Raw genomic sequence first — 24,645 nt, forward strand, 5'->3', positions numbered from 1 at the left:
CCTACTCCGCCCAATGCACGGTCATGCCGCTCAGTACGGCGGCAATCGGGGCGTCTTCGGGGGGCAAGGTCATCGCCCGTTCCAGCGCGTCGCGTTTGGCGGTGCCAAAGATGATCAGGTGTTTTGACAAAGCCCCGTCCAGAACCGGGGCGGTCAGCGTGATGCGTGCTTCGGGCTGTACATCGGTGCGGGCGACGGCCAGCGTGGGCGCATGGCTGTTTAAGGCAGCCTCCAGTCCCGCCATTCCCGGAAACAGTGAGGCGGTGTGCATGTCCTCACCCATCCCAAGAACCAGAACCGAAAGCGGCAGAACCGGGTTTATCAGGCTTTCGATCTCGGGCAGAACGTCCTCGGGCTCGTGCCCCTCAACGTAAAGCGGTACGTATTGCGCGACCGAGGCGCGGCTGGTCAGCAAACGTTCCCGGATCAAACGTTCGTTCGAACGCTCGCTATCCCCGGGAACACAGCGCTCATCCGTGGGCAAAACACGCACCCGATCCCATTCCAGATCGGCAGCGCAAAGGCCATCAAAGACCGGCCCCGGCGTTGTGCCACCGGGAACCGCAAGCGAGACCATATCATGGTGCAGCAAGGCGGATTCGAGGTCTCCGGCCAGATCATTGGCGACATCGATCGCCAGCATGTCACGGTCGGCATATTCTTTGATATTCATGGGTTAATCCCTTGCCAGCGGCGACCATCTCGTTTCATCAGCAATTCGGCGTCGCCGGGGCCGGTGCTGCCACTTTCATAGGGTTTGGGCACATCGCCGCGCGCTTCCCACCCGGCGATGATCGGGTCGGTCCAGGCCCAGGCAGCCTCAACCTCATCGCCCCGCATGAAAAGGGTCTGGTTGCCGCGAATGACATCCATGACCAGCCGTTCATAAGCATCGGGCGGATTCTGGCTTTCGGGCCCCAGCGCCTCGGCAAAGCTCATGTCCAGCGGCACGTCGACCAGTCGCATGCCACCCTGACCGGGTTCCTTGATCGTCACTTTCAGCGTGATGCCTTCGTTGGGCTGAAGACGGATTGACAGCGCGTTGGCATGGCGCCCGGCCTCTTCCCCGAAGATCGAATGCGGCGCGTCCTTGAACATCACATTGATGACCGACGACCGCGCCACCAGTTCCTTGCCCGTGCGCAAATAGAACGGTGTGCCTGCCCATCGCCAATTGCTGATATGGGCGCGCAAAGCCACGTAGCTTTCCGTGGTCGAGCGCGGATTTCCAACTACCTCGCGATATCCCCGACCAGCAGCGCCTCCGGCAAACTGGCCGCGTACGATATGGTGCGGCTCCACCGAATCCAGCGCCCGGATCACCTTGAGCTTTTCATCCCGCACCGCGTCGGGATCGAATTTTGCGGGTGGCTCCATCGCGATCAGGCACAAAAGCTGCATCAGGTGGTTCTGCATCATGTCGCGCATGGCGCCTGCGCGCTCATAATATTCTTCACGCCCGTCAATACCGACCGTTTCGGCCACGGTGATCTGAATATGATCGACATACTGGCTGTTCCAGAGCGGCTCGAACAGCATATTGCCAAAGCGGACGGCCATCAGATTCTGAACCGTCTCTTTGCCCAGATAGTGATCGATCCGGTAAATCTGACCTTCGTCAAAATGTGCGGCCAGCGTTGCATTCAATGCCCAGGCACTCTCCAGATCGCGGCCAAACGGTTTCTCAACCACAATTCGCGTCTGATCGGTCGAAAGATCATGCGCCTTGATCTGCTCGGCCAGCGGACCGAACAGGCCCGGCCCGACCGAGAAATAGAAGGCCCGCACGCGATCCGTCTGCAACTTGCCAGCCAATTCTGCCCACCCGTCATCAGACAGGGCGTCCAGCGAGACATAGTCGACCCGCTGCATGAAACCTTGAAGCGCCTCGGCATCCCCGGCCTGCACCGGCACATGCTGATGCAGCGATTCGGAGATCATATTGCGAAACGCCTCACGCCGCAGATCCCCGCGCGCGGCACCGATGATCTGCGTGCCTTCCGGCCATTGACCGGCACAATAGCGTCGGAACAGCGCCGGAACGATCTTGCGCTGCGCCAGATCGCCGGTTGCACCGAATATGACCAGATCGAACGGGTCAACAGGTATGACACGAGAAACCATGGGTTTTCCTTACCTTGCCGCTCGGGTCATGTCCAATGTTAGCGCAATCATAAATCAACAATCTTTCATCATCAAAACTCCGTCAGCAACGGTCCATCGCACTTAACTCTCATGACGCAAGAGGTTAAGTCAGTTCGGCAATTGCACAGAACCGGATACCGGAATGAAAGACAACGCCCCTCAGGTCGCCAATATCGGCAAGTTTCAAAACAGCTTGGTGACAGCAGACGGTCAGACCCGCGCGTCGGTTGCGCTGACCCACCCCGAGACGTTGTGGTTCAACACCGGCACCTTGTGCAACATCGAATGCGTGAATTGTTACATCGCCAGTAGCCCCACCAACGATGCCCTGGTCTATATCTCCGCGGATGAGGTGCGCGACTATCTGGATCAGATTGACGCGCGCAACTGGCCCATCCGCGAAATCGGCTTTACCGGCGGCGAACCTTTCATGAACCCCGAGATGATCGACATGACGCGCGCCGCGCTGGAACGGGGGTATGAGGTTCTGATCCTGACCAATGCGATGCTCCCGATGATGCGCCGCAAGATGCGCGACGGGTTGCTGGAGCTGCAGCAAACCTATGGCGACAAGCTGACCCTACGCGTTTCGGTCGACCATTATCGACCCGAACTTCATGACGAGGAACGCGGCGCGGGCAGTTTTGACAAGACCGTCGCGGGGATGCGGTGGCTGCGCGATAATGGCTTCAGGATGGCCATCGCCGGTCGTACCGTCTGGGGCGATACCGACGCCGAAAGCCGCGCCGGGTATGCTGCATTCTTTGCCGAACACGGGTTTGACATTGATGCCGGGAACCCGGGTCAGACTGTCCTGTTCCCGGAAATGGACGAAACGGTTGAAGTGCCCGAAATCACCACCGCCTGCTGGGGTATTCTGGACAAGTCCCCCGATGCGGTGATGTGCGCCAGCTCGCGCATGGTGGTGAAACGCAAAGGCGCGCATAGCCCCGCCGTACTGGCCTGCACCCTGTTGCCCTATGCGCCGGAATTCGAATTGGGCACGACACTGGCCGAGGCCGAGGCCGAGGTGCACCTGAACCACCCGCACTGCGCCAAATTCTGTGTCTTGGGCGGGGCAAGCTGTTCAGCCTGAAGGTCAGTTGACCCGGAACTCCCCCACCATGTTGCGCCATTCCCCCGGCGCGATCATCTTGCGATGCGTGAAGCGGACCGAATGCAGCGGTCCCTCAATCTCTTTTTGCCAGAATTCCACGAACTCAAACAGCTTCGGATGATCCGGAGCGAGGTCGTAATCCTGCCAGATGAACGTGTTCAGAACGTGAATATAGTCGGGCATGTGATAGAAGAATTCCGCCGTCGTCAGCCCGTACCCTTTGAGCATCAATTCGGTTTCATTTTGCGTCATGCAGACCTCCAAACTTGTTGCAAGGTCTCTTCAGGGTAACACGGAACTCTCCTAATACTTAGATAACAATATGTTACCCTCGTGTTACCGCGGTATTTTTCGCGAAATGATCAGCTTGCTTGCACCTTATGTGCCGGGTCTGATAAGGTGCATCCACAAGATATAGACCCAAAACAAGATACGGGCAGTTCACGTGAGCGATACGCCAGAAACCCCAGAAAACATGGACGAAACCCCGCCCGAGCGCCCGGCATATGACGGCCCGACGGTCTCCATCGAATCCGAGATGCGCACATCGTATCTCGATTACGCGATGTCCGTCATCGTCAGCCGCGCGATCCCCGATCTGCGCGACGGGCTGAAGCCGGTGCACCGGCGGATTCTGTACGCCATGCACGAGACGGGGAATACCCACGACAAGGCCTACCGCAAATCGGCCCGCCCGGTCGGCGATGTGATGGGTAAATACCACCCGCATGGTGACTCAGCCATCTATGACGCGCTGGTGCGGATGGCGCAGGATTTCTCGATGTCGCTGCCACTGCTGGACGGTCAGGGCAACTTTGGCTCGATGGACGGGGATAACCCGGCGGCCATGCGGTATACCGAAGTGCGCATGGACAAGCCCGCCGCCGCCCTGCTGGCCGATATCGAAAAAGAAACGGTCGATTTTCAGGACAATTACGACGGCAAGGACAAGGAACCGACCGTCCTGCCCGCCCGGTTCCCGAACATGCTGGTCAATGGGGCCGGTGGTATCGCTGTGGGTATGGCCACGAACATCCCGCCGCACAATCTGGGCGAAGTCGTCGATGCCACGCTGGCGTTGATCGATGACCCGGACCTGACCTCAGAACAACTGATCGAATACGTCCCCGGCCCCGACTTCCCGACCGGCGGCGTGATGCTGGGTCGGTCTGGTGCGCGCAAAGCCTATCTGGAGGGTCGCGGCAGCGTCATCATTCGCGCCAAGACCCGAGTCGAAGAGATCCGCAAGGACCGATACGCGATTGTCGTGGACGAGATCCCCTATCAGGTAAACAAGGCCTCGATGATCGAAAAGATCGCCGAGGCAGTGCGTGAAAAGCGCATCGAAGGTGTAAGCCACGTGCAGGACGAATCCGACCGCAACGGCGTGCGTGTCGTGGTCGAACTGAAACGCGATGCAACGCCCGAAGTGGTGTTGAACCAGCTCTATCGCTTCTCGCCGATGCAGACGTCCTTCGGCTGCAACATGCTGGCCCTGAACGGTGGCCGACCCGAGCAGTTGACCCTGCGCCGATTCCTGACCTCGTTCATCGACTTCCGCGAGGATGTCGTGGCCCGCCGTACCGCATACGATCTGCGCAAAGCGCGCGAACGCAGCCACATCCTGTGTGGTCTGGCCGTGGCCGTCTCGAATGTGGATGAAGTGGTTGCCACCATCCGCTCATCGGCAGATGCTGCCGAGGCGCGTGAAAAGCTGATGACCCGCCGCTGGCCCGCCGCCGAGATCGAGGGCTATCTGCGCCTGATCGACGATCCTCTGTCCAAGATGAACGATGACGGCACCTATAACCTGACCGAAGTACAGGCCCGTGCCATCCTCGACCTGCGTCTGCAGCGCCTGACCCAACTGGGTGTCAAGGAGGTCACGGACGAGCTGGAAGAACTGGCCGCCAAGATCAAGGAATACCTGGATATTCTGTCCTCGCGCGAACGCATCATGTCGATCATCGGTGATGAACTGCGCGACGTCCGCGAAAAGTTCGCCGTCGACCGTCGCACCGAGATCGTCGACTGGTCCGGCGACATGGAAGACGAGGACCTGATCGAGCGTGAGGACATGGTCGTGACCGTCACCTCGGGCGGTTACATCAAGCGCACGCCGCTGGCCGATTTCCGCGCCCAGAAACGGGGCGGCAAGGGCCTGTCGGGGATGCAGACCAAAGAAGAGGACGTAGTCACCAACCTCTTCGTGGCCAACACCCACACGCAGCTGCTGTTCTTCACCACCGATGGCATGGTCTACAAGCTCAAGACCTGGCGCCTGCCGCAATCGGGGCGGACCGGCAAAGGCAAGGCGATCGTCAACATCCTGCCGATCCCCACGGGCGTTTCCATCGCGGCGATCATGCCGGTCGATGTGCCGGATGAAGAGTGGGAGAACCTGCAGATCGTCTTTGCCACCAGCGCAGGCACCGTGCGGCGCAACCGGCTGTCGGATTTCACCAACGTCAAGCGCAACGGCAAGATTGCGATGAAATTCGAGGATGAGCACGCCGACACCAAGCTGATCAACGCGCGCATCTGTTCCGAAGATGACGATGTGATGCTGGTCACCAAATCCGGTCGCGCAATCCGGTTCCCGACCACGGATGTACGGGTGTTCAACAGCCGCGCATCGGTCGGGGTGCGCGGTGTGCGCCTGAATGGCTCGGATGAGGTTGTGTCGATGTCGGTGATCCGCCATTTCGAGGCCACCTCGGACGAACGTGCCGCTTATCTCAAGATGCGCCGCCTGATGGCCGGCATCACCGACGAGACCGAGGCGGACGAGGACGAAGGCAACGCCGACAGTGTGCTGCCGCAGGAACGCTATGCCGAGATGTCGGCGGCCGAGAACCTGATCCTGACTATCACCGCAGGCGGCTCGGGCAAGCTGAGTTCGTCGCATGACTACCCCGTTCGCGGACGCGGTGGCATGGGTGTGGCCGCGATGGATAAGGCGATGCGCGGCGGCGAGCTGGTGGCGTCCTTCCCGGTAGAACTGGACGACCAGATCATGCTGGCCACCTCCAAGGGTCAGTCGATCCGGGTGCCGGTCGAGGGCATCTCATTCCGGTCCCGCAGCGCGGGCGGTGTGCGGGTCTTCAACACCGGCAAAGGCGAAGAAGTTGTCAGCGTTGCCTGGATCGCCGATCAGGGTGACGAAGAAGCCGAGGAATAACAAAGCACTACAGAAATGTAACAAAACGCCCGTTTCGCGGGCGTTTTTTACGTTCTGGCACACATTCCCGCCAACGGCCCGGAGGGCAAGCTTGCCCGGGACCGATCACAAGCCTAGCTTTTTATTATGTGGTCTTTCGCCCATATCCGCCCCGCCTACAGCCGTGCAGAACGCATAAGCGACGGTGTAATACATGTGCTGGGTGTATCTTCGGCAATTATCGCGGTTCCGGTGCTGATCGTCATGACGGTCTTTTACCGCTCCGATCCCGCGGCGGTATTGGGCGCTTCGATCTATGGGGTCACGCTGGTCCTGATGCTGACCTTCTCGGCGCTTTACAACATGATCGAACACGACGAGTGGGCAGATGTCCTGCGCCGTCTCGATCATTCCGGCATCTACGTGAAAATCGCCGGAACTTATACGCCCTTCCTGCTGCTCTCGGCCTCGCAACCACCGGGGTTGTTGCTGGGGTTGTGGTCGTCCGCAACGCTGGGTTCGGTTCTGAAGATGATCGACCCGAACCGGTTCCGCTGGTTCGGGCTGGTGCTTTATCTGCTGATGGGCTGGGCCGCTGTCTGGGCGGGTCAGTCCATGCTGGCCGAGCTGTCTCCAGGCACATTGACCCTGATGATTGCCGGGGGCCTCATCTATACCGCTGGCGTGGTCTTTTATCTTCTGGATTGGCTGCCCTATCACAACACGATCTGGCACGTATTCGTGCTGGCCGGAAGCGGCTTGTTCTTTGCCGCCGTCGCTCTGCGTATCGAAATGGTGCCTTCAGGGCCCGTCTGAAGCCGCGGGATGTACCAGAGTCAAAGACCGTAGAGCGCCCCGAATTTGTCCTCCAGATACGTCAACAGTGGCTCCGGCCCCGGCTCTACCCCGCTGGCGCGCCGAATGATCTCGCGCGGGGCGTAAAGCCCGCCATGTTGCTGCACGTGCTCGCGCAACCAGCTTGTGGCGCCTGAGGTATCCCCATTAGCCAGTTGCATATCCAGCCCCGGCACCGCGCCCCGCAGCGCCTGATACAGACACCCGGCATAGACATTGCCCAGCGAATAGGTCGGGAAATAGCCAAACAGGCCAACCGACCAGTGCACGTCCTGCAAACACCCGTTCGAAGGTTTGTCGACCGCATAACCGAAATCGGCTTTGAAGCGGTCATTCCAGGCGGCCTCAAGATCGCCAACCTGCAGATCACCGGCCATCAATGCGCGTTCCAGATCGAACCGCAGCATGATGTGAAGGTTATACTGCACCTCATCGGCCTCGGTGCGGATGTAACCGTTATGGACACGGTTGACGGTGGCATAGAACGCATCCGCATCGGCGATGCCAAAATCGCCAAACGCCTCTTTCATCTGCTCAAACAACCATCCGGTGAACGCGCGGGAACGGCCCAGCTGGTTTTCATAGATCCGGCTTTGGCTTTCATGCACACCCATCGAAACGCCGCTGCCCAGCGGGGTCAGCAGATAGTCAGGGTCGATGCCCTGTTCATAGGCGGCGTGGCCGACCTCGTGAATGGTGGAATAGAAACAGTTGAACGGGTCGGTCTCGCTGGTGCGGGTGGTGATCCGAACGTCCAGACCGCTGCCCGAACTGAACGGATGCACCGCCTTGTCGACGCGTCCGTTGTTCAAGTCATAGCCAAACGCCTCAGCCAGATTTTGCGACAGTCGCATCTGGGTCAGTTCATCGAAGCTGCCGGTCAGAGCCACAGGCTCGGGTCGATCCAGAACGGCGGCTCGCAAGGCAACCAGTCGCGGGCGCATTTCGTCAAAGATGGCGGCTATCTGGGCGCCGGTTGTATAGGGCTCATAATCCTCGACCATGGCGTCATAGACGTCGCCGCCCTGCGCCAGAGCTTCGCCTTCCTGACGTTTCAGGGAAACAACCTCGCTCAACACCGGAAGGAAGGCAGAGACGTGTTCGTCCGCGCGCGCCTGCGCCCATTGCCCTTGTGCCGCCGATGTCACACGCGCGATGGCCGTTGCCAAATCTGCGGGCACCTTCACCGCACGGTCATAAGCGCGGCGGATTTCACGCAGCTGCGCCTTGCCGATCTCATCCTGCGGTGCGGCCTGTTCCAGCCAATCGGCCACACGCGGGTCCGAGCGGCGGGCGTGCAGCACGGCCTCGATCGCGGCCATTTCCTCGGCCCGTTGCGGCGCGGCCCCGCGCGGCATCACGGTTTCCTGGTCCCAACCCAGCCGTCCGGCAATCTGGCCCAGGGCAGAGGTTTCGCGCTGAAAGGCCATCAGGTCGTTGAATGCTGTCATAGGATCAAACTCCGCGCACAGATGTTGCGATGGGATAAGCCGTCAGGAACCGCGCACGCAGGATCAGGGTCCAGACGACCACGGCCATGAACTGGTGGAAAATGGCGATCTGCCATGGCGCTGCATAGACAACGGTAACGATGCCCACGACCACCTGCAGCGACAGGGCTGCGAACATGGCGTTGAAGGCAAAGCGCGTCTGCGGATGCGCGCTGCTGCCGCCGCGCCGCCAGACGATGATGGCGAAAATGAACAGCAAATAACCTGTACACCGGTGGATGAACTGCACCAGACCGGGGCTTTCGAAGAAATTGCGCCAGATAGGCTCCAGCATGGTGGCATCCGGCGGCAGCAGCTGCCCGCCGATCAGCGGCCAGTCAGTGTATGATCTTCCGGCGTCGATCCCTGCCACCAGCGCGCCGATGAGTATTTGCAAAAAGGCAAAATGCATCAGGCCGGTCGACAGCGAGAACAGTTTAGCCTCTTTCGCGCGGCGAGCCTGCATCAGGTCACGTTCTTCGCGCCCCAGTTCAAAGATATACCACGCCAGAAACCCGAGGATGACAAAGGCCAGCCCCAGATGCACCGCCAGACGATAACTGGCCACAGCGGTCATGCCTTCGCCCTGCGTCACGCCCGAGGCGACCATCCACCAGCCGACCGCGCCTTGCACGCCGCCCAGAGCGCCGGGGATCAGCAGCTTGCCGGCCCATCCTGTCGGAATTTTGCGCGCCGCAAGGAAACCAAAGAAACCTAGGGCCCAAACGAGGCCGATCACACGGCCAAGCTGTCGATGGCCCCATTCCCACCAATAGATGGATTTGAAATCGTCCAGCTCCATCCACTGGTTCTGGATGCGCCACTGATCAATTTCTTTGTATTTGTCGAACTCGGATTGCCAGTCGGCCTCATTCATCGGCGGGATGGCCCCGGTAATTGGCCGCCATTCGGTGATCGAAAGTCCACTATCGGTCAGGCGCGTCAGGCCACCGACGGCAATCATGATCACCACAAGCGCAAACAGGATCATCAACCAGACACGGATCGCCCCGCGCGCACCACCGCGCCCACGGTCGATCATGCCGGGCTGAACCGCTTCCTGTTTCTGGTCGCCCGAGACCTCTTCGAAGATGCTGCGCTTGCCACTCATGCTGGCCTCATGTCTTTGATTTCGTCGCAAGCTAGGGCCAAGGCGGGCCGAGGTCCAGCCTCAGCCCTTATCCTTCCAGCGGACCATCTGCCGCATGATCCCGTGCAACATCTGCACGTCAGACCGCGTCATCCGCATCCGCGACCACAAATTCCGCAGATTGGTCTTCATGCCTTCGGCCTTTTCGGGCGGATAGAAGAACCCGGCCTCTTCCAGCCGGTCCTCGTAATGTTCGACCAGCTTTTCAACCTCGATGCCCGTCGCCCAGTCACCCTTGCCCAGATCGGTCGCTTCGTGAACAACGTCTCCGGTTTGGCGCATCCATTCATAGGCCGTCAGCAACACACACTGCCCAAGGTTCAATGAGGCATATTCCGGGTTCACCGGCACCGAGATGATGGCATTGGCCTTGGCGATATCCTCATTCTCAAGCCCGGCGCGTTCGGGGCCGAACAGCACGGCCACTTTCTCGCCCGCCGCCACCTTCTGCGCTGCAAGCTGCATCGCACGCTCCGGGCTGTAAACCGGCTTGGTCAGCCCGCGCTGCCGTGCCGTGGTGGCAAATACGAACGTCGAATCCTCCAGCGATGCGGCCAGATCGTCGAACAACTGCGCCTCGTCCAGCAATCGCCCGGCGCCGCTGGACATGGCGACCGCTTTGGGGTTGGGCCAGCCGTCGCGCGGGGACACGATCCGCATCCGATCCAGCCCGAAATTCCACATCGCCCGCGCCGCGGCACCGATGTTTTCGCCCATCTGCGGGCGCACCAGAACGAAGGAAGGCTGGGATGTGTCGCTGGGCATGGCTTACTCCAAAAAACTCCGCCTGCTCTAATGGCCGCGCCCGGCAAGGGCAAGCCGCCCCGGCTTGTTCCGCCGCCAAATAGACGCCCGGCAAGCATAAAAGTTTGCTTCCCCCGCCCAATCCGCTAAACCCCGCCAAAGAATGAACACCGAAGGATGCGCCATGGACACCCCCGAGCAGCCGCAGATTTACCTGATCACGCCTCCGACCATCGAGCTGAGTACGTTCACGAACAAGCTGGCAACCGTGCTGGACGGGGCCGAGATCGCCTGTATCCGTCTGGCCCTGGCTGGCAGTGACGAAGACACCATCGCGCGCGCCGCCGATGCCTGTCGCGAGGTGGCGCATGCGCGCGATGTGGCCATCGTGATTTCTAACCATGTTCTGCTTGCGCAGAGGCTGGGACTGGACGGGGTGCATCTGGATGACGGCGCGCGCTCCATCCGGGCAGCCCGTAAGGAACTGGGCGCGGACGCCATTGTCGGCAGCTTTTGCGGGGCCTCCAGCCATGACGGCATGACCGCAGGAGAAGGCGGTGCGGATTACGTTGCCTTCGGTCCGGTCGGTTCCGCCACCCTCGGTGATGGCACACAGGCCGAGAAAGACCTGTTCCAATGGTGGTCCGAGATGATCGAAGTCCCCGTTGTGGCCGAAGGCGGCCTGACCACTGATCTGGTCCGAGACCTTGCCGCCTGTACCGATTTCTTCGGCATCGGAGACGAAATCTGGTCGCAGGACAACCCGCTGGACGCGCTGAACTCTCTGATAGCCGCAATGCGCTGAGGGATGTGAGCGTTAACCCTTGCACCCGCGCCGGGGCTGCGGCATGACACGAGGCATGAACAAGAACAGCGAAATCCTGTGTATCGGCTCGGTCCTGTGGGACGTGATCGGCCGGTCGGCCAGCGCCATGCGTCAGGGCTCGGACGTGCCGGGCCGCATCACCCGCCTGCCCGGCGGCGTTGCTATGAACATCGCCATGACACTGGTGCGGTTCGGTATGACCCCTACGCTGCTGACGGCTATTGGCCGCGATGCCGAGGGCGACGAGCTGGTTCAATCCTGCGCGCGCCTCGGGATGGTCACCGATCACATCTATCGCTCGCAAGACCTGCCGACCGACAGATATATGGCCGTCGAAGGGGCCAACGGATTGATCGCCGCGATTGCGGACGCGCATTCGCTTGAAGCCGCCGGTGCCAAGATCCTGCGCCCCCTGATGTACGGGCCGCTGGGCTATGAGAACACGCCCTTTGAAGGCCCGATCGCATTGGATGGCAACCTGACGCTGACCCTGCTGGAAGAGATCGCCCAAAGCCCGGCCTTCGCCAAAGCCGATCTGCGCGTCGCGCCTGCCTCGCCCGGCAAGGCGGAACGCTTGTTGCCCTTCCTCAAACACGCCCGCGCGACGCTGTATGTAAACCTTGAAGAGGCCGGACTGCTGTGCCAGCGCGAATTCACCGATTCCGAGAGCGCTGCCAAGGGCCTGCTGGACCGCGGTGCACTGCGGGTGCTGGTGACCGATGGCGGCAGTTCAGCCTCTGTCGGGGATGCTGATGGCGTTCTGACCCAAACACCCCCATCCGTTCTGGTCACCCGCGTGACTGGCGCAGGGGATACTTTCATGGCGGCCCATATCGCGGCGGAGGCAAACGGCGCAGATAACGACTCGGCCCTCACCCGCGCCCTGCATGCCGCCGCAACCTATGTTTCCGGAGAAACCCCACTGTGATCACCCTGCACTATTCCGCCGAGGTCCGCGCCGCCAAAGACGCAGGCCAAGCCATCGTGGCGCTGGAAAGCACCATCATCACCCATGGCATGCCCTACCCTCAGAACATCGAGGTCGCGGCACAGGTCGAACAGGATATCCGCGATGCAGGCGCGGTTCCGGCCACAATCGCCGTGATCGACGGCGTTCTGAATATCGGCCTCGAAGCCGACCAGCTGAGCGCGCTGGGTCAGGCGCAAGGCGTCGCCAAACTGTCGCGCGCCGACATGGCCGCCTGCCTCGCCACTGGCGGCACCGGCGCCACCACGGTCGCGGCCACGATGATTGCCGCGCATTATGCTGGCATCGAGGTCTTCGCCACCGGCGGCATCGGTGGCGTCCATCAGGGGGCCGAAACCTCGTTCGATATCTCCGCCGACCTGCATGAGCTTGCCCAGACCCCGGTTACGGTCGTGGCGGCGGGGGCCAAAGCCATCCTCGACCTCGCCAAAACGCTTGAGGTTCTGGAAACGCTCGGCGTCCCTGTCATCGCGCATGGACAGGATGAATTCCCCGCCTTCTGGTCCGCGAAATCTCCGCTCGCGACCCCGCTGCGCATGGACGCCACCGCCGATATTGCCAAAGCTCATGCCACCCGCCGCGCGCTGGGTTTGCCCGGTGGTCAACTGGTGGCCAACCCGATCCCGGACGCCGATCAGATCCCGTCCGACGAACTGGCCCCGATCATCGCCTCGGCCCAGTCCGACGCCGAAGCGCACCGCATCACCGGCAAGGGCGTCACACCCTATCTGTTGCAACGTATCTATGAACAGACCGAGGGTCGCTCCCTCATCGCCAATATCGCGCTGGTCCGCAACAATGCCCGTCTGGCTGCCGCCATCGCGCGCGAGCTGGCCAAATCGGCACCGTGACCGGGGGCCTATTGCACCCGGGCCCTTGACTGCTTAACTAATCCGCAAAACCACTCAGGACCGCAATGAATACGCCGTTTGACGAAGAACCCCACCGCCGCTCTGGCCTGCTGAGCAGTCTGCGCGCGTCTTTCCTGACGGGTATCGTCGTCATTGCACCGGTCTGGTTGACGATCTGGCTAATCTGGTCGGTGGTCGGCTGGATCGACAGCGCGGTTCTGCCGCTGATCCCGCAGAAGTTCCAACCGTCAGAATATGTTGGCATCAATCTGCGCGGTGTCGGCGTGGTGATCTTCCTGATCTTCACCGTCATCGTCGGCTGGATCGCCAAGGGCATTCTGGGCCGCTCACTGATCCACTTCGCCGAAAGCGTCGTCGACCGGATGCCGGTGGTCCGTTCGGTTTATTCCGGGATCAAGCAAATATCAGAAACGGTATTCGCCCAGACTGAACGGTCCTTTGAAAAGGCCTGCCTGATCCAGTATCCGCGCCGGGGCATCTGGGCGATTGGCTTTGTCTCGACCACCGCCCGCGGTGAAGTGAGCGATCGCGCCGAAACCGGGGGCGAATTGCTGAGCGTGTTTGTCCCCACAACCCCGAACCCCACATCCGGTTTCCTGCTGTTCTTCCCCGCCGAAGACGTGATCCTGCTGGATATGACCATCGAGGACGCGGCGAAATTGGTGATTTCGGCGGGTCTGGTCTATCCCAACGAAAAAGACCCGACCGAACCGCCCGAATAATCAACCAAACATTGCGGGCAGATCGACGGTGCTGCGCTCACCCAGATCGTCCTTGTGCAGGCTTAGAAACTGATCCGCCGCAGCGCGCCCTGCGCGTTTCAACCGGTTCAGCACAACCGGATTCGGCACGATCTTGGTCGCCGCCGACAGATCGTTCATCAAGGCGTCATCGGCGATCATGTGAACAAGCACCCGGCTCATCTCGCCCGCCTTCAATTTGCCCTCGGCCAGCAGGCGCTGAACGAAATTGATTGCGCGCAACTCGCGAAACAGCGACGAGTTGAAGCTGATCTCGTTGACCCGGTTCTGGATCTGGTGTGGTGTTTTGGGAACCTCATCCCGTTCCAGCGGATTGATGTTCACGATCACCACGTCATCCGGAAAACCTGCATTGAACAGCGGATAAAGCGCCGGGTTGCCCGTATAACCGCCATCCCAGTATGCCTCGGTCCGACCGGATTTCGGATCATAGATTTCAACCGCCTGAAACAGGTTGGGCAAACAGGCCGAAGCCAGAATGGCATCGGTCGAAATCTCCTCGCCGGTGAATACCCGAATCTTTCCGCTGCGCACGCAAGTGGCGCAGACAAACAATTCCGGCCCCTCATCAGCACAAATCTCATCAAAGTTGAACCGGTCGACCACCGGCGTCAGCGGGTTGCGATAAAACGGCCCATAAGCATAGGGCGACACCAGCCGCGACCACGCCTCGGCCATCGAAAACGGAACCGAGTATTCCAGCGCCTGCGCGACATGAGCGGGCTCGATGCCGCGCATCCAATGGGCGATCCGCATATCTCCGACGGCCCCCATGCGCTTCCACAAACCGTTCAGGCTCTCACGTGCGCCGTCACGTCCTGCATGCACCATCCCGGATTTGAACGCCGCCCCGTTCAGCGCCCCGGCCGAGGTTCCGGTGATGGCCGCAACCTCGATATCCTCTTCATCCAGCAGCCGATCCAGAACTCCCCAGGTGAATGCTCCATGCGCGCCACCACCTTGCAAAGCCAGATTTATCTGTTTCACCGGATCCTCCCTTCATCTGGCCAAAAATATCCCGGGGGTGTGGGGGCAACGCCCCCACTGAAAGTCACAGCGCTGTCCAGCCCCCATCGACCGAAATCGTTGTCCCGGTAATCTGCGCCGCCGCATCCGAGCACAGGAAAATCGTGGTTCCACCCAACTGCTCGACCGTGGCAAACTCTTTCGATGGCTGCCGTTCCAGCAGAACGTTCTTCACCACATCCTCACGGCTCATGTTGTATTCTTTCATCGTGTTGGGAATCTGCGCCTCGACCAGCGGGGTCAGCACATAGCCCGGGCAGATCGCATTGCAGGTGATCGGTTCCTGCGCAGTTTCCAGCGCCACGGTCTTGGTCATCCCGACCACACCATGCTTGGCCGCAATATATGCCGCCTTAAAGGGCGAGGCCGTCAGACCATGGGCCGAGGCGATATTCACGATCCGCCCCCAGCCCGCCGCGCGCATCATCGGCAGCGCCGCTGCCATGGTGTGGAAGGTCGAGTTCATGTTGATCGCGATGATCGCATCCCACTTGTCAGCCGGAAACTGATCGATCGGGGCGACATGCTGAATGCCCGCATTGTTCACCAGAATGTCGCAAGCGCCCGCTTGCTCGATCAGGGCGCGGCATTCATCCCCCTTGGACATGTCCGCCTTGATATAGCGCGCGTTGGTTCCCGTCTCTTGCCCGATTTCGGCGGCCAGCGCGTGATCTTCCTCCCGGTCGGTGAATGAGTTCAGCACCACATTCGCCCCGGCCTTCGCCAGTTCGCGGGCGATGCCCAGCCCGATCCCTGAATTCGATCCCGTGATGACGGCTGTTTTGCCCGACAGACTCATGACACTTTCCCTTCTGGATTCCATTTCGTGGACACAGTGCCATGCTGCACCTGCAAAGAAAACGGGGAATGATGACGGGTTTGTTTCCCGGCCCGATTGGCCAAAAAAAACGCCCGCACGAAGCGGGCGTTAAGTTATTGAGGCAGGTTTCATACAGGCAAGAAACCTATCGAGCAGTGCATCCTTTATAAGCAATTCTGCGCCTTCGTCCAAGCTAAAAGTTTGAAAACAGGAAAAATCATGGCTACGATGAATCCCAAACAAAATAAGGCCAGAGCAGGATTGTTTCCAAAATGAGCCCCGATTATCTCCGCCCCGTCCGACCCCTTGTCGCGGGAATCACCTGCATTTTTGCGGCCTCTCTGGCGTCGGCAGAATCGGTCCATGGCATAGCTATGTATGGCGAACCGGCCCTACCACCGGATTTTGTGTCGCTGCCCTACGCAAATGCGGACGCACCCAAGGGCGGCAAAGTTGTGTTCGGAAATACCGGCGCCTTTAACAGCTTGAACCCGTTTGTGCAAAAAGGCACGTCACCCTGGCAGTTGCGATTTTGGACCCATGAAAGCCTGATGGGCCGGTCCTGGGACGAACCTTTCACTCTTTACGGGTTGTTAGCCGAATCAGTTGAAACGGCCAAGGACCGCTCCTGGGTCGAATTCACCCTCCGTGAGAATGCCGCATTTTCAGACGGATCACCCGTCACTGTTGATGATGTGATCTGGTCGTATGAGGTTTTGGGCACCGAAGGGCACCTGCGCTATCGCGGGCTCTGGGGCAAAATCGACAGTATCGAACAGACAGGCCCGCGAACGGTGCGCATCACCTTCAACGAGCCCGACCGCGAACTGGCGCTGATCGCCGGTCTGCGCCCGATCCTGCAAAAGGCGCAATGGGAAGGTAAGGATTTCGCCAATGCCTCGCTTCATGACATCCCGATCGGGTCGGCCCCCTATGTCGTGGATGACTATGAGGCCGGGCGCTATGTCACCCTGCGGCGGAATCCCGATTACTGGGGCGCGGATATTCCCTTCCGCAAAGGCACAATGAACCTCGATGAAATGCGGATCGAATTCTACGGCGATGCGACCGTACTGTTCGAGGCCTTCAAGGCCGGTGAACTGACCGCCGTGCGCGAATTCAACGCCGACAAGTGGGACACCCAATACAATTTTCCCGCCGTTCAGCGCGGCGATGTGATCAAGACGGAAATTCCGCACGGCAAACCTTCGGGCATGACGGGCTATGTCATGAACACACGCAAAGCGCCGTTCGATGACTGGCGCGTGCGCGAGGCGTTGACGCTGGCCTTCAACTTCGAGTTTATCAACGACACCATCACCGGCGGCGCACAGCCCCGGATCACCTCGTATTTCTCGGGTTCGGACCTTGCCATGCAACCGGGGCCGGCGACAGGCCGGGTGGCCGAGCTGCTGCAACCCTACGTCGCCGACCTGCCACCCGGTACACTCGAAGGCTACACACCACCCGAGGGCGACGGGTCGGCCCGCAACCGCGCCAACCTCCGCAAGGCCGCAAAACTGCTGGCCGAGGCGGGCTGGACCATTCAGGACGGCGTCTTGCGCAATGACAAAGGAGAGCCGTTCACTATCACGGTGCTGCTGCAACAGGGCGACAGCGACAATATGACGGCGATGGAGATCTATACCCGCGCGCTGGAACGTCTGGGTATTGAGGTGACCATCGAACAGGTCGACAGCGCGCAATACACCGGACGCACCGCCGAGCTGGATTTCGACATGACCATCTTTCGCCGAGCTCTGTCGCTGTCTCCGGGCAATGAGCAGCGCCTGTATTGGGGCAGCGAGAACGCTGACTCGCCGGGCACGCGAAACCTGATGGGTGTGGCCTCGCCTGCGGTCGACGGGCTGATCGATGCGATGCTGGCCTCGGAAAGTCATGAGGATTTTGTTGCCGCCACCCGCGCATTGGATCGCGTGCTGACCGCCGGTCGCTATGTCATCCCGATCTGGAGCTTCGATGTCGGGCGCATTGCCCACGCGAAACAGCTGAAGCAGCCCGAAACCTTGCCGATCTATGGTGACGGGCCGGAATATATGCCTCAGGTCTGGTGGTATCAGGATTGACGCACCCATTATATTTCCATATTTCATGAATTATGGAAATAGAGATTTATGTCAGACTGAGCGCCCTTGCGCACCCCAAACGGCTGGACCTGTTCCGGTTGCTGATGCGCCGCTATCCGGATTCCGTCCCGGCAGGTCAAATCGCCGAGGCACTGGCGCTGAAACCCAACACGACCTCAACCTATTTGGGCGCGCTCAAGGCTGCGGGTTTGATCGAACAAACCCGCGCTGGCACGTCGTTGCAATACACCGCCAACCTGTCCGCCGTGCGTGGTCTGTTCGACGGTCTGTTGGGGGACTGCTGTCAGAATCGCCCCGATATGTGTCTGCAACCTTCCAGTGAGCCTTTGGTGGTTCAGCCGAACCGAGTGATGAACGCCCTCTTCATCTGCAGCGGAAACTCCGCCCGCTCGATCATGGCTGAGGCCATTCTGAACCGTCAGGGCAACGGGTTGTTCCGTGCCTTTTCTGCCGGAACCAGCCCGTCAGAGGGGCCGAATCCGAACGTGCTGGAGCTGCTTCAACAGAAGGATTACGACATCTCCGATCTGCGCTCGAAATCGCTGGATGAGTTTGCATCCAAAGACGCGTCAAAGATGGATTTCGTCTTTACCGTCTGCGATCACGCCGCCAACGAGGCTTGCCCCGCTTGGCCGGGCCAGCCGATCAGCGCCCATTGGGGCCTGCCCGACCCGGTCAAGGCCCAGGGCACCGGGGCGCAAAAGCAACTGGCGTTTCAACGGGCCTATGGTTTGCTGCACAATCGTCTCACCGCGTTTGCCAGCCTGCCTTTTGAAACGCTCGATCGCATTTCATTGCAACACAAGGTGGACGATATCGGCCGCATGACTGGCTGATCCCCTCGCAAACTAAGGACATCCAAATGAACATACTGGTTCTCTGCACCGGTAATTCCGCCCGCTCAATCCTGCTGGAATCGATCTTCAACCACACCAGCGGCGGGCGCGTGCGCGCCTACTCTGCCGGATCGAATCCGACCGGCAAAGTGCATCCGCAATCGCTGACGCTGCTGGGCAGCGAAGGCCACGATGTCAGTGACGCCCGATCCAAAAGCTGGGATGAATTTGCTGCCGAAGGCGCACCCGAAATGGACATGGTGATCACCGTCTGCGGTTCGGCCGCCGAGGAAACCTGTCCCGTCTGGCCCGGTGCTCCGGTCCGCGCTCATTGGGGCGTCGAAGACCCTGCCGCCGCGTCCGAGGCCGATTGGGACGCGGCCTTCCGCACCGCCTATGATATTCTGGGTCGCCGCGCCGAGGCCCTGCTGGCCCTGCCCATCGAGACCATGGACAACGACGAGCTAACCGCTCAACTCAGTCGTATCGGAGAGATCACATGAATGCCCGTCAGTATTTTGCTGAATTCCTCGGCACCGCATTCCTGCTGATCGGGGTCGTCGGATCGGGCATCATGGCGCAGACGCTGGCGGGCGGGAACATCGCGCTGGCGCTTCTGGCGAATGCAATTGCGACCGGCTGCATGCTTTACGCCATCATCACCACGCTTGGCCCCGTCTCGGGCGCGCATTTCAACCCTGCAGTGACGCTGGCCTTCGCTTTGCGTGGTGAACATCCCTGGCGCGCGGTCGCGCCCTATATGCTGGTCCAGATCGCTGGCGGCATCGCCGGCGTGTTGGCCAGCCACTATATGTTCGACCTGCCGATTCTGCAGAGTTCAGAAACCCTGCACCGCACTGGATCGCACCAATGGTTCTCGGAGATCATCGCAACGCTGGGCCTGCTCTTTGTGATTTTCGGCGGAATTCGGCACAAACCGGACACGGTACCAGCGCTTGTGGGTCTCTATATCACCGGCGCCTATTGGTACACGTCTTCAACAAGTTTTGCGAATCCGGCTGTTACCATCGCAAGGGGCTTTACGGATACATTTGCCGGGATATACCCTGCGCATATCCCGATGTTTATCTTAATGCAGATAATTGCTGTATTTATCGGGTATGTATTGCTGAACTGGCTGTTTCAGCCAGAAGAATAACGGACCGGCCGCCACTCACTAAACAGCAGGTCCGTGCGCCCGTTGCGGTTTTGCCGCAGCGGGTTTTTGTCTCTGGTCGACCAATTGACACCCTGCGACATTTTGTCATGTCCGCAGCATCGCCCCCCGCTCCGTAAGCTGGCTTGGGGGAGAGCTATCCTGAAACACCAACAAAGGAAGGCTCGCAGATGCTAAACTGGGCTGATCTGGCGCAAAACTGGGACGCGTCGTATGAGCGCGCTAAACGCAGGTTTCCAAACCTGCGGGACACGGACATGGCGCGCGTTGGCGAAGACCGCAAACAGTTCGAGGCCTATCTGGCCGAGCGCCATCATTTGACCGTAAACGAAGCACGCGAAGAGCTTGAGGATTTCCTGTTCACCGAAGCGCTGAACCGCGAGGCGGCCCAATCCTTAAGTAAGTGACGTCACCCAAAGGATCGTGGCGTCCTCATCACTGACCGAGATGACATTGTGCCCCATGCTGCCATCGTAATAGGCACTGTCGCCCCGGCGCATCTCGACGGGTTCATAGAATTCGGTAAACAGGCGCACCACACCGGTCAGAACGTATAAGAATTCCTCACCATCATGACGCACCCAGCCGTCGAACTCCTCCATCGACCGTGCACGCACGCGGGCGCGATAGGGCAGCATCTGCTTTTTGGTCAGCGTTTCGGCCAGCAGCTCGTGTTCATAGGTTGCGGTCGCGTGTGCGGCACCTTCCCCCATCTTGGTCACGGACATACGGCCAATCACCTGATCCCGCTGCGGCGGCGTGAATAGCTGTGGCACCGAAATCTCCAGCCCCGTCGCCAGCTTTTTCAGCGCGTCATAGGTCGGGGACATCTGGCCGTTTTCGATCTTGCTGAGCGTCGACCGCGCCAGTCCCGCCTGCGTGGCCGCCTGTTCAAGCGTCCAATTCCGTGCCTTGCGCAGTTCGCGCACCCGCGCGCCCAGATCGACTGGCTCAAGCTCGGTGCTGATGCCGTTGTCGCGCGCGATGCGGACGATGGAGTTATGATCTTTCGTGGTCATGGCTCTTTCTATAGGCCCAGCCCGCGCCGCTTGCAACGCGCCGCAACCAGCGATAGCCGTGGGCCATGTTGTCGATCTTTGATCAGGGACCCTTCGCGCCCTGCCCCAGCCCGTTCAATCTGGCCGCGCATGTGCTGCGCCATGCCAATGACTGTGCCGACAAAACGGCTCTGTCCGTTCTCGGCCCGCACTCTGCCAGTGACTGGAGCTATGCAGAGCTGCAGGCTGCGATCCTTGGCACCGGAACCGGCCTGCTGGACGCGGGGCTGACGGCCGGAGATATCGTGCTCATGCGGCTGGGCAACACGGTCGATTTCCCGATTGCCTATCTGGGTGCCATCGCGGTGGGGCTGGTTCCGGTTCCGACCTCGTCGCAGCTGACCCAGACGGAAACGGCAGCCATCATCAAAGACCTGAACCCGGCTGCGATCCTGCGCGATCCCGACGTGCCCTGCGCCCCGCATCCGCGTCAGATCACCCTGTTCGATCTGACCGAGATGCGCAGCCTGCCCCCGGCGCAGTTCGAGATGGGAGACCCAGACCAGATGGCCTATGTGGTCTATACTTCGGGCACCTCGGGCAAACCTCGTGCGGTCGCCCATGCGCATCGGGCGATCTGGGCGCGGCAGATGATGGTTGAGGGCTGGTATGGGCTGACGCCATCCGACCGGCTGTGCCATGCGGGCGCGTTCAACTGGACCTATACGCTGGGCACCGGGTTGATGGACCCTTGGACTATTGGTGCAACTGCACTGATCCCTGAGCCCGGGACCGACACCTCGGATCTGGCTACATTGCTGAACACCCACAAGGCCACGATCTTCGCCGCCGCACCCGGCGTCTATCGCAAGATACTGCAGGACCCGGCACGCGTAACCCTGCCCAACTTGCGGCACGGCCTCAGCGCGGGCGAGAAACTGTCGCACCACCTGCATGAGCTTTGGCTGCAGACCACGGGCACCGAGCTTTATGAGGCTTATGGCATGTCCGAATGCTCGACCTTCATCTCCTCCAGCCCAAGCCACCCGGCACGCAGAGACGCTCTGGGCCAGCCGCAGCCCGGGCGCCGTGTCGCCATTGTCGGACCGGACGGCCCGGTCCCGCAGGGGCAAGAAGGCACAATTGCTATCCACCGTAATGATCCCGGCCTGATGCTGACCTACCTGAACGCCCCCGAAGAGGCACAGGCTCGTATGACCGGCAACTGGTTCTTGACCGGCGATCAGGGGGCGATGGCGGCGGACGGGCAGATCACCTATCTTGGGCGCGATGACGACATGATGAATGCGGGCGGCTATCGGGTGTCCCCGGTCGAGGTCGAGACCGCCCTGTCCACCCATCCCGGCATCACGCAGGTCGGCGCGGCGGCGGTCGAGGTGAAACAGGATGCTTCGATCATCGTTGCCTTCTACACCGGCCCCGAAGAACTGGACGCGGACGAGCTGCGCGCCTATGTGTCTGACAAGCTGGCGCGCTACAAACAGCCACGCGCCTTTGTCCACCTGCCTGCCCTGCCCACCGGAGGCAACGGCAAACTCCTGCGCCGCGCCCTGCCGGCCTATTTCAAGGCGACGCCCGAATGACACAGACCGTAAAGCTCGACATCATGTCCGACCCGATCTGCCCCTGGTGCTATATCGGCAAGACTCATCTGGACAAGGCGCTGGCCGAAGTGCCGAACCACCCGTTTGTAATCGAGTGGCACCCCTTCCAACTGAACCCGGACATGCCCGACGCAGGCATGGACCGGCGTGAATATCTGGAGCGTAAGTTCGGTGGCAAGGACGGGGCTGTCCGCGCCTATGCGCCCGTGGTCGAACATGCCGAAAACGCCGGTCTGAAGATCGATTTCGAGGGCATGAAACGCACCCCCAATACGCTGGACGCCCACCGCCTGATTCATTGGGCCGGGATCGAGGGCAAACAGAACGCAGTGGTCGACGCGCTGTTCAACGCCTATTTCGTCGAGGCGCGAGACATCGGCAACCATGAAGTTCTGGCCGATATCGCCGACAGCGCCGGTATGGATGCTGCCGTGGTGGCGAAACTGCTGAAATCGGACGCCGACCGAGAGGATATCCGCACCCGCGATTCGCATTCCCGCGAGATGGGCGTGAACTCGGTGCCCACCTATATCGTGGCCAATCAACATGCGGTTCCGGGCGCGCAACCGCCTGAACTGTGGGGCAAAGTGATCGCCGAGATCATGTCTCAGAATGAGGCTTCTCCTGCAGAATAGCACATACCTCTGTGCATTCCTGATCTAGTCCAACCCGCGGCAGCGTGATAGCGCTGCTGGGAAGGAGCTCCCCATGACCAATCGCATGTCCCGGGGCGAATTCATTGCGCTGGTCGCGATGATGTTCGCCACGATCGCCTTTTCGATCGATTCCATGCTGCCCGCCCTGCCCGAGATCGGGGCAGAGCTCAGCCCCGGTGACCTCAACAAAGCGCAACTGATCCTGACGTCTTTTGTTCTGGGTATGGGGATCGGCACCTTCTTCACCGGGCCGATATCCGACGCGGTCGGGCGCAAGCCGGTCATCTTTGGCGGTGCGGCATTGTATATTCTTGCCTCTGCCGTCGCCTGGGCCAGCTCGTCGCTGGAACTGGTGTTGGCTGCACGCGTGGCCCAAGGCCTGGGTGCCGCCGGCCCGCGCGTTGTCGCGATGGCTATCATCCGTGACCTCTTTGCCGGGCGCGAAATGGCCCGCATCATCTCAATCGCGATGATGATCTTCACGCTGGTTCCGGCAATCGCGCCGCTGCTGGGCGCGGGTGTTATCGCTCTGGTCGGGTGGCGCGGTATCTTTGCGTCCTTCATCCTGTTCGCGTCGATCATCATAATCTGGATGGCGCTGCGCCTGCCCGAATCCCTGGCCCCCGAAAACCGCCGCCCCTTCCGTCTGCCGCTGATGATCGCAGCTGTACAAGAGATGATAGCCCACCCCACCGTGCGCCTGTCGATCCTTGTGCAGACGCTGTGCATGGGGCTGCTGTTCACCATGCTGACCATGGTGCAGCCGATCTTTGATGTCATACATGACCGGGCCGAAAGCTTCCCGTTCTGGTTTGGTGTGGTGGCGCTGTTCTCTGGCTCGGCCAGTCTGCTGAACGCCGCGCTGGTTGTCCGTGTGGGCATGCGCCGGATGGTGACCTGGGCCCTTGGCGCACAAATCCTGATCACAAGCGGCGTCATCTTCCTGAACATGACCCCATTGTCGCCCGACACCTCGTTCGGCCTGTTCGTAGCCTGGCAGACGTCAATATTCTTTATGGCAGGCGTGACCATGGGCAACCTGAACGCGATCGCGATGGAGCCGATGGGCCATATCGCAGGCATGGCCGCATCAGTAATCGGCTCAATCGCAACGGTGCTGGCGGCAGCGATTGCGGCCCCGGTCGGATTGCTGTTCGATGGCTCGATCACACCACTGACGACCGCCGTTCTAATCATGTGCATCCTTGGCTTTGGATTGATGCTGCATATGGGACGGATCGAAAACAGACTGCCCGCCTGATCTGTGCAGAGCGTATGAATCGCGCTAACC

24 protein-coding genes are annotated in these 24,645 nt (G+C 60.5%); 15 read left to right on the forward strand and 9 right to left on the reverse strand.

Features of this window, described 5'->3' with window-relative positions; genetic code table 11:
* Position 1: 1 nt before the first annotated feature.
* Both pgl and zwf read right to left on the reverse strand, forming a co-directional pair.
* A complete protein-coding gene (gene pgl, locus ACR0K9_RS12550) occupies positions 2–673 on the reverse strand; it encodes a 6-phosphogluconolactonase (RefSeq protein ID WP_480532196.1) in 672 nt (223 codons plus the stop codon).
* A complete protein-coding gene (gene zwf / locus ACR0K9_RS12555; RefSeq protein ID WP_480823651.1) occupies positions 670–2,124 on the reverse strand; it encodes a glucose-6-phosphate dehydrogenase in 1,455 nt (484 codons plus the stop codon). Before zwf ends, pgl begins: the two co-directional genes overlap by 4 nt.
* Positions 2,125–2,287: 163 nt before the next feature.
* Here zwf and ACR0K9_RS12560 point away from each other — a divergent pair, with 163 nt between their 5' ends.
* Positions 2,288–3,241 (forward strand): radical SAM protein, encoded by a 954-nt coding sequence (locus tag ACR0K9_RS12560; protein WP_480823653.1) that lies wholly within the window; start codon positions 2,288–2,290, stop codon positions 3,239–3,241.
* Between the two features lie 3 nt (positions 3,242–3,244).
* Here the strand turns inward: ACR0K9_RS12560 and ACR0K9_RS12565 are convergent, their stop codons facing one another.
* The gene (locus ACR0K9_RS12565) at positions 3,245–3,514 is read right to left on the reverse strand and encodes an usg protein (protein ID WP_480532190.1); all 270 of its coding nucleotides are present in this window, start codon (positions 3,512–3,514) and stop codon (positions 3,245–3,247) included.
* A 223-nt stretch (positions 3,515–3,737) separates the two neighbouring features.
* Between ACR0K9_RS12565 and gyrA the strand changes: the two genes are divergently transcribed.
* Together gyrA and trhA are read left to right on the forward strand one after the other, a co-directional pair.
* On the forward strand, positions 3,738–6,443 hold the full coding sequence (gene gyrA, locus ACR0K9_RS12570) for a DNA gyrase subunit A (protein WP_480532361.1): 2,706 nt from the start codon (positions 3,738–3,740) through the stop codon (positions 6,441–6,443).
* Positions 6,444–6,569: 126 nt separating this feature from the next.
* Complete coding sequence (gene trhA, locus ACR0K9_RS12575) at positions 6,570–7,238, forward strand: PAQR family membrane homeostasis protein TrhA (protein WP_480823655.1); 669 nt, start codon at positions 6,570–6,572, stop codon at positions 7,236–7,238.
* Positions 7,239–7,258: 20 nt separating this feature from the next.
* Here trhA and ACR0K9_RS12580 read toward each other — a convergent pair whose 3' ends face one another.
* The 3 genes from ACR0K9_RS12580 to ACR0K9_RS12590 are packed head-to-tail and all read right to left on the reverse strand — an operon-like array spanning position 7,259 to position 10,682.
* Positions 7,259–8,728: a carboxypeptidase M32 gene (locus ACR0K9_RS12580; RefSeq protein ID WP_480823657.1), complete on the reverse strand. Its 1,470-nt coding sequence runs from the start codon at positions 8,726–8,728 to the stop codon at positions 7,259–7,261.
* Positions 8,729–8,732: 4 nt separating this feature from the next.
* Entirely contained in the window at positions 8,733–9,878 is a 1,146-nt protein-coding gene (gene ctaA / locus ACR0K9_RS12585) for a heme A synthase (protein WP_480823659.1), read from the reverse strand.
* Positions 9,879–9,938: 60 nt separating this feature from the next.
* Positions 9,939–10,682: an RNA methyltransferase gene (locus tag ACR0K9_RS12590; RefSeq protein WP_480532182.1), complete on the reverse strand. Its 744-nt coding sequence runs from the start codon at positions 10,680–10,682 to the stop codon at positions 9,939–9,941.
* 163 nt (positions 10,683–10,845) lie between these two features.
* On the opposite strand from ACR0K9_RS12590, the gene ACR0K9_RS12595 reads away from it, so the two are divergent.
* From ACR0K9_RS12595 to ACR0K9_RS12610, 4 genes are all read left to right on the forward strand, one after another.
* The gene (locus ACR0K9_RS12595; protein WP_480823661.1) at positions 10,846–11,466 is read left to right on the forward strand and encodes a thiamine phosphate synthase; all 621 of its coding nucleotides are present in this window, start codon (positions 10,846–10,848) and stop codon (positions 11,464–11,466) included.
* A gap of 55 nt (positions 11,467–11,521) precedes the next feature.
* Positions 11,522–12,415 (forward strand): PfkB family carbohydrate kinase, encoded by an 894-nt coding sequence (locus tag ACR0K9_RS12600; RefSeq protein WP_480823663.1) that lies wholly within the window; start codon positions 11,522–11,524, stop codon positions 12,413–12,415.
* Positions 12,412–13,326, forward strand: coding sequence for a pseudouridine-5'-phosphate glycosidase (locus tag ACR0K9_RS12605; RefSeq protein ID WP_480823665.1), 915 nt, complete (start codon positions 12,412–12,414; stop codon positions 13,324–13,326). The genes ACR0K9_RS12600 and ACR0K9_RS12605 overlap by 4 nt, the downstream gene beginning before the upstream one ends.
* 65 nt (positions 13,327–13,391) lie before the next feature.
* Positions 13,392–14,069, forward strand: coding sequence for a DUF502 domain-containing protein (locus tag ACR0K9_RS12610; RefSeq protein WP_480532174.1), 678 nt, complete (start codon positions 13,392–13,394; stop codon positions 14,067–14,069).
* Here ACR0K9_RS12610 and ACR0K9_RS12615 read toward each other — a convergent pair whose 3' ends face one another.
* Together ACR0K9_RS12615 and ACR0K9_RS12620 are read right to left on the reverse strand one after the other, a co-directional pair.
* Complete coding sequence (locus tag ACR0K9_RS12615) at positions 14,070–15,095, reverse strand: patatin-like phospholipase family protein (protein WP_480823667.1); 1,026 nt, start codon at positions 15,093–15,095, stop codon at positions 14,070–14,072.
* A 64-nt stretch (positions 15,096–15,159) separates the two neighbouring features.
* Positions 15,160–15,933 (reverse strand): 3-hydroxybutyrate dehydrogenase, encoded by a 774-nt coding sequence (locus ACR0K9_RS12620; RefSeq protein WP_480823669.1) that lies wholly within the window; start codon positions 15,931–15,933, stop codon positions 15,160–15,162.
* 293 nt (positions 15,934–16,226) lie between these two features.
* On the opposite strand from ACR0K9_RS12620, the gene ACR0K9_RS12625 reads away from it, so the two are divergent.
* The 5 genes from ACR0K9_RS12625 to ACR0K9_RS12645 all read left to right on the forward strand — a co-directional run bounded on the left by ACR0K9_RS12625 (position 16,227) and on the right by ACR0K9_RS12645 (position 20,482).
* A complete protein-coding gene (locus ACR0K9_RS12625) occupies positions 16,227–18,041 on the forward strand; it encodes an extracellular solute-binding protein (protein ID WP_480823671.1) in 1,815 nt (604 codons plus the stop codon).
* 32 nt (positions 18,042–18,073) lie between these two features.
* On the forward strand, positions 18,074–18,898 hold the full coding sequence (locus ACR0K9_RS12630; RefSeq protein ID WP_480823673.1) for an arsenate reductase/protein-tyrosine-phosphatase family protein: 825 nt from the start codon (positions 18,074–18,076) through the stop codon (positions 18,896–18,898).
* Between the two features lie 26 nt (positions 18,899–18,924).
* Complete coding sequence (locus ACR0K9_RS12635; RefSeq protein ID WP_480823675.1) at positions 18,925–19,401, forward strand: arsenate reductase ArsC; 477 nt, start codon at positions 18,925–18,927, stop codon at positions 19,399–19,401.
* Positions 19,398–20,057, forward strand: a complete 660-nt coding sequence (locus ACR0K9_RS12640) for an aquaporin (RefSeq protein ID WP_480823677.1) — start codon at positions 19,398–19,400, stop codon at positions 20,055–20,057. The genes ACR0K9_RS12635 and ACR0K9_RS12640 overlap by 4 nt, the downstream gene beginning before the upstream one ends.
* Before the next feature lie 188 nt (positions 20,058–20,245).
* Positions 20,246–20,482, forward strand: a complete 237-nt coding sequence (locus tag ACR0K9_RS12645) for a hypothetical protein (protein WP_480823679.1) — start codon at positions 20,246–20,248, stop codon at positions 20,480–20,482.
* Here ACR0K9_RS12645 and ACR0K9_RS12650 read toward each other — a convergent pair.
* Complete coding sequence (locus ACR0K9_RS12650; RefSeq protein ID WP_480532158.1) at positions 20,471–21,094, reverse strand: helix-turn-helix domain-containing protein; 624 nt, start codon at positions 21,092–21,094, stop codon at positions 20,471–20,473. The genes ACR0K9_RS12645 and ACR0K9_RS12650 overlap by 12 nt on opposite strands.
* Positions 21,095–21,159: 65 nt before the next feature.
* Here ACR0K9_RS12650 and ACR0K9_RS12655 point away from each other — a divergent pair, with 65 nt between their 5' ends.
* From ACR0K9_RS12655 to ACR0K9_RS12665, 3 genes are all read left to right on the forward strand, one after another.
* Complete coding sequence (locus ACR0K9_RS12655) at positions 21,160–22,677, forward strand: class I adenylate-forming enzyme family protein (RefSeq protein ID WP_480823681.1); 1,518 nt, start codon at positions 21,160–21,162, stop codon at positions 22,675–22,677.
* Positions 22,674–23,333 carry a DsbA family oxidoreductase gene (locus ACR0K9_RS12660; protein WP_480823683.1) on the forward strand — a complete coding sequence of 220 codons (660 nt, stop codon included), beginning with the start codon at positions 22,674–22,676 and terminating at the stop codon, positions 23,331–23,333. Before ACR0K9_RS12655 ends, ACR0K9_RS12660 begins: the two co-directional genes overlap by 4 nt.
* A 73-nt stretch (positions 23,334–23,406) precedes the next feature.
* Positions 23,407–24,615 carry an MFS transporter gene (locus tag ACR0K9_RS12665; protein WP_480823685.1) on the forward strand — a complete coding sequence of 403 codons (1,209 nt, stop codon included), beginning with the start codon at positions 23,407–23,409 and terminating at the stop codon, positions 24,613–24,615.
* Positions 24,616–24,645 lie beyond the last annotated feature (30 nt).

It is taken from the genome of Ruegeria sp. L12 (genome assembly GCF_056531745.1).

Coding starts and splice junctions, on each gene's coding strand:
- pgl (WP_480532196.1), bottom strand. CDS start 673: ATGAATATCAAAGAATATGCCGACCGTGACATGCTGGCGATCGATGTC.
- zwf (WP_480823651.1), bottom strand. CDS start 2,124: ATGGTTTCTCGTGTCATACCTGTTGACCCGTTCGATCTGGTCATATTC.
- ACR0K9_RS12560 (WP_480823653.1), top strand. CDS start 2,288: ATGAAAGACAACGCCCCTCAGGTCGCCAATATCGGCAAGTTTCAAAAC.
- ACR0K9_RS12565 (WP_480532190.1), bottom strand. CDS start 3,514: ATGACGCAAAATGAAACCGAATTGATGCTCAAAGGGTACGGGCTGACG.
- gyrA (WP_480532361.1), top strand. CDS start 3,738: ATGGACGAAACCCCGCCCGAGCGCCCGGCATATGACGGCCCGACGGTC.
- trhA (WP_480823655.1), top strand. CDS start 6,570: ATGTGGTCTTTCGCCCATATCCGCCCCGCCTACAGCCGTGCAGAACGC.
- ACR0K9_RS12580 (WP_480823657.1), bottom strand. CDS start 8,728: ATGACAGCATTCAACGACCTGATGGCCTTTCAGCGCGAAACCTCTGCC.
- ctaA (WP_480823659.1), bottom strand. CDS start 9,878: ATGAGTGGCAAGCGCAGCATCTTCGAAGAGGTCTCGGGCGACCAGAAA.
- ACR0K9_RS12590 (WP_480532182.1), bottom strand. CDS start 10,682: ATGCCCAGCGACACATCCCAGCCTTCCTTCGTTCTGGTGCGCCCGCAG.
- ACR0K9_RS12595 (WP_480823661.1), top strand. CDS start 10,846: ATGGACACCCCCGAGCAGCCGCAGATTTACCTGATCACGCCTCCGACC.
- ACR0K9_RS12600 (WP_480823663.1), top strand. CDS start 11,522: ATGAACAAGAACAGCGAAATCCTGTGTATCGGCTCGGTCCTGTGGGAC.
- ACR0K9_RS12610 (WP_480532174.1), top strand. CDS start 13,392: ATGAATACGCCGTTTGACGAAGAACCCCACCGCCGCTCTGGCCTGCTG.
- ACR0K9_RS12620 (WP_480823669.1), bottom strand. CDS start 15,933: ATGAGTCTGTCGGGCAAAACAGCCGTCATCACGGGATCGAATTCAGGG.
- ACR0K9_RS12625 (WP_480823671.1), top strand. CDS start 16,227: ATGAGCCCCGATTATCTCCGCCCCGTCCGACCCCTTGTCGCGGGAATC.
- ACR0K9_RS12630 (WP_480823673.1), top strand. CDS start 18,074: ATGGAAATAGAGATTTATGTCAGACTGAGCGCCCTTGCGCACCCCAAA.
- ACR0K9_RS12635 (WP_480823675.1), top strand. CDS start 18,925: ATGAACATACTGGTTCTCTGCACCGGTAATTCCGCCCGCTCAATCCTG.
- ACR0K9_RS12640 (WP_480823677.1), top strand. CDS start 19,398: ATGAATGCCCGTCAGTATTTTGCTGAATTCCTCGGCACCGCATTCCTG.
- ACR0K9_RS12645 (WP_480823679.1), top strand. CDS start 20,246: ATGCTAAACTGGGCTGATCTGGCGCAAAACTGGGACGCGTCGTATGAG.
- ACR0K9_RS12650 (WP_480532158.1), bottom strand. CDS start 21,094: ATGACCACGAAAGATCATAACTCCATCGTCCGCATCGCGCGCGACAAC.
- ACR0K9_RS12655 (WP_480823681.1), top strand. CDS start 21,160: ATGTTGTCGATCTTTGATCAGGGACCCTTCGCGCCCTGCCCCAGCCCG.
- ACR0K9_RS12660 (WP_480823683.1), top strand. CDS start 22,674: ATGACACAGACCGTAAAGCTCGACATCATGTCCGACCCGATCTGCCCC.
- ACR0K9_RS12665 (WP_480823685.1), top strand. CDS start 23,407: ATGACCAATCGCATGTCCCGGGGCGAATTCATTGCGCTGGTCGCGATG.